The following is a 2931-nucleotide window of genomic DNA, read 5'->3' as shown; positions in this document are numbered from 1 at the left end:
GTTAGGGGGAGGCCACCCGGGCTAGGACTCGTCGTCGATCTCGATGACCGTGGCCGCGATGTAGCGGTCGACGTCGGTCTCGGGTGGATAGGCACGTCCACTTCGGTGCTGAGCGCTGACCAGGACGTCGACGAGGCCGTCGGCCATGCCGGCGAGTTGGTCGGGGGAGCCGTCGATGGCCAGGCTGTGCTGCACCGAGACGAGGCCGTGCAGGCCCGTCCACAAGGTATGCGTTGCCTGATACAGCGGCAGTGACAAGGGATGACCCGCGTCGGCGCAGGCGGCCAGGGCACGGCGCAACCTGGCTGACACCAGCCGCGCCGGGTGCAGGCCCATCCGCTCGCGCTCCACGGTGGGCTGGCGGATCTCGTACATGAGCCGATAGTGGCCAGGGTTGTCCATCGCGAAGCGGCAGTACGCGTGCACCTGGGCCCGCAGCCGCTCGCGGGGTCCTTCCGCGGCGGCGGCCTCGTCCGCAGCTCCCATCTGGTCGGCCAGTTGGCGGTACTTGTCGGCCAACGCCGCCCACACCAGCTCGGTCTTGTCGGCAAAGTGGAGATAAATGCTCGCCGGAGTGACGCCGACTTCGTGGGCTACCGCGCGCATCGTCAGCTTCTCGTCGCTGCCCCAGTCGTCGAGCAGCCGGTTCACTGCGGCGAGCACCTCTTCGCGCAGCTGGTCGCCATGGCCCCGGCGGCTTCGGCGACGTGCGGGCTGCTCCTTGGTACGGTCGGCCACGCCCACCACCTTAGGGTGGGCGGGCCGCACCGCAACGGCGTTCGTCACCAGGTCACGAGCATCTTCTTGACGCCGTAGTTGGTCCCGTAGGTGTCCATCTCGACTTCGTCCAACGGGGTGGCCAACTTCAGGCCGGGGAAGCGCGCAAACAGTTGCGGAAGAATCGTCTTCAACTCGGCCCTGGCGATGTTCTGGCCGAGGCACTGGTGCACGCCGTAACCGAAGGCCAGATGCCGGGTCATCTTCCGGTCGAAGTCCGGCTCGTCGGGGTTGTCGAACACCCGCGGGTCGCGGTTGGCCGCAGGCATCGCCACCACCACCAGATCACCCTTGGCGATCGCCTGGCCGGCGATCTCGAGGTCCTCCTTGGCGGTGCGGCCTAGGCCGAACTGAACGATGGTCAGGTAACGCAACAGCTCCTCGACGGCTGCCCCGATCTTCTCGGGGTGCTCAACGAGGTCCTGCCGCTGGAGGGGGTGGGTCAGCAGGGTCAGCGCCGAAAGGCCGATCATGGCCATGGTGGTGTCGTGTCCTGCGAACAGCAGCAGTACGCCGATCCCGATGAGGTCCTCGTCGGACAGGATCGACCCGTCCTCCGCGCTCTTGCGGATCAGCTCGGCGAGCAGCCCCTCAGACCCGGGGTCGGCGCGCTTCTCTGTGACCAGTTCGGTGATGTATTCCACCAGCCAGTGCGCACCGGTGTCACGCTCGGCGCGACGCTTGCTGGTGTCCATCATCACCTCGGTGGCGTGGTGGAACTGATCCCGGTCCCCGTAGGGCACGCCGAGCAATTCGCAGATCACCAGGCTTGGAATCGGCAGCGCGAGTTGATTGATGATGTCGACCGGTTCGCCGCCGGCACCCTGGGCCTCGATGGCGTCCAGATGTTCGGTGACGATGGTGTCGATGTACGGCTGCAGATTGGCCTGCACCGACTTGGGGGTGAACTTGCCCGACAGTAGGCGCCGGTACGCGCCGTGGTCTGGAGCGTCCATGGAGTTGAACGTCGGGGGCAGTGCCTCGGCGGAATCGTTGGCGTTGGGGTCGACGTCGTCCTCTTCTGCTACGTCGTGGCGTGGCCGCTGCGAGCTCAGACGTGGGTCGGAGAAGACCTCACTGCCTTCCTCGAAGCGGGTCACCAGCCAGCCAATGCGGCCGCTGGGGAACCGGATACGAGTGATGGGTTGCTCGTCTTGCAACTGGTGGTAGGCCAACGGCGGGTCCAGAAGGCGTTCCCGTTCGATGGGCATTTCGCGAACGTCAGTGGTCATTGGTTGTGCTCCTTCGCATCTGAGTTGGTGTGGGCTTGGTGGTCGGTGATGGCGGCTTCGACGCCGTTGTTGACGTGGGTGCCGTTGCCCCAGCCGACGTAGTAGTGCAGTTGCAGGACCGCCTCGCGGAGTTCGCCGGCGGACAGCTCGTCGTTCTGCAGCGCACCTCGTGCTTGGACTTCGATGAGGTCGGCGCGACCCAGCGCGGCGGTGGCCCCGATGACCAGCAACCGGCGGTCGCGAATCGAAAGGCCGGGCCGACTCCAGATTTCGCCGAAGAGGTGATCGATCGTGTCTTCCAGCATGGGGTTCGAGACTTCGGGCATGCTCTTCGAGAAGCCTGGCCCGTAGACCGCGTCCATGGTCTTCAGGCCGAGTTCGGTTGTTTCACTCATGAGGGGTCTTTCTCTGTGATGGCAAGGGTTTCGACCCCGTTCGCGCGGGCGGCGTCGACCAGGGGAACGGGGATGTCGCTTCGTGCGGCCAGTTCTTGGGCGGCGGCCAGATCCTTGTCCATCAGCCGGAGGACCTGAGGCACCATTGTGCGGATCTCTTCTTCTCCGCCCAGTTGGTTGCGCAACCAGGAGAACAGCGTGGTGCCGTTGGGATCGGCATCGTCGACGACGGTGATCAGCTTCCGGGGGTCGACACCGGCGGATTCGACCAGCGTGGCCGCCTCGTGGACGGCTCGCCAGGTGCCGTAGGTGATGATGTTGCGGGCGATCTTGGTCGCCATGCCTGCGCCCAACGGGCCGCAGTGCACCACGTCCTTGGCGAAGTCCGACAAGACCGGCATCGCGTCGGCCACCGTGGCCGCTTCGCCGCCGAGAATGGCGACGAGCCCGTGCGGCACCGCCTGTGTGACACCACAATCGAGCAGTGCGACGTCCTTCTCCGCACACTTCTGAGCCAGTTCGTACAC

The 2931-nt window shown here is 65.8% G+C and carries 4 protein-coding genes; all 4 read right to left on the bottom strand.

All coding sequences use genetic code 11. The annotated features are described in order from the left end of the window. Positions 1-21: 21 nt before the first annotated feature. Entirely contained in the window at positions 22-738 is a 717-nt protein-coding gene (locus tag ACRDUX_RS25955) for a TetR/AcrR family transcriptional regulator (protein ID WP_526417916.1), read from the bottom strand. A 44-nt stretch (positions 739-782) separates the two neighbouring features. After that, positions 783-2009, bottom strand: coding sequence for a cytochrome P450 (locus ACRDUX_RS25950; protein ID WP_526417914.1), 1227 nt, complete (start codon positions 2007-2009; stop codon positions 783-785). Further along, complete coding sequence (locus ACRDUX_RS25945; RefSeq protein ID WP_526417912.1) at positions 2006-2404, bottom strand: carboxymuconolactone decarboxylase family protein; 399 nt, start codon at positions 2402-2404, stop codon at positions 2006-2008. Before ACRDUX_RS25945 ends, ACRDUX_RS25950 begins: the two co-directional genes overlap by 4 nt. Further along, positions 2401-2931: NAD-binding protein (locus ACRDUX_RS25940; protein WP_526417910.1), on the bottom strand; the 531-nt coding region annotated here is incomplete at its 5' end. The genes ACRDUX_RS25940 and ACRDUX_RS25945, both read right to left, overlap by 4 nt.

Source organism: Mycobacterium sp., from assembly GCF_050701675.1.
In the GTDB taxonomy this organism is placed as follows: domain Bacteria; phylum Actinomycetota; class Actinomycetes; order Mycobacteriales; family Mycobacteriaceae; genus Mycobacterium.
The sequence above is the reverse complement of the archived record's forward strand: the minus strand, read 5'-3'. Positions and strand labels throughout refer to the sequence as shown.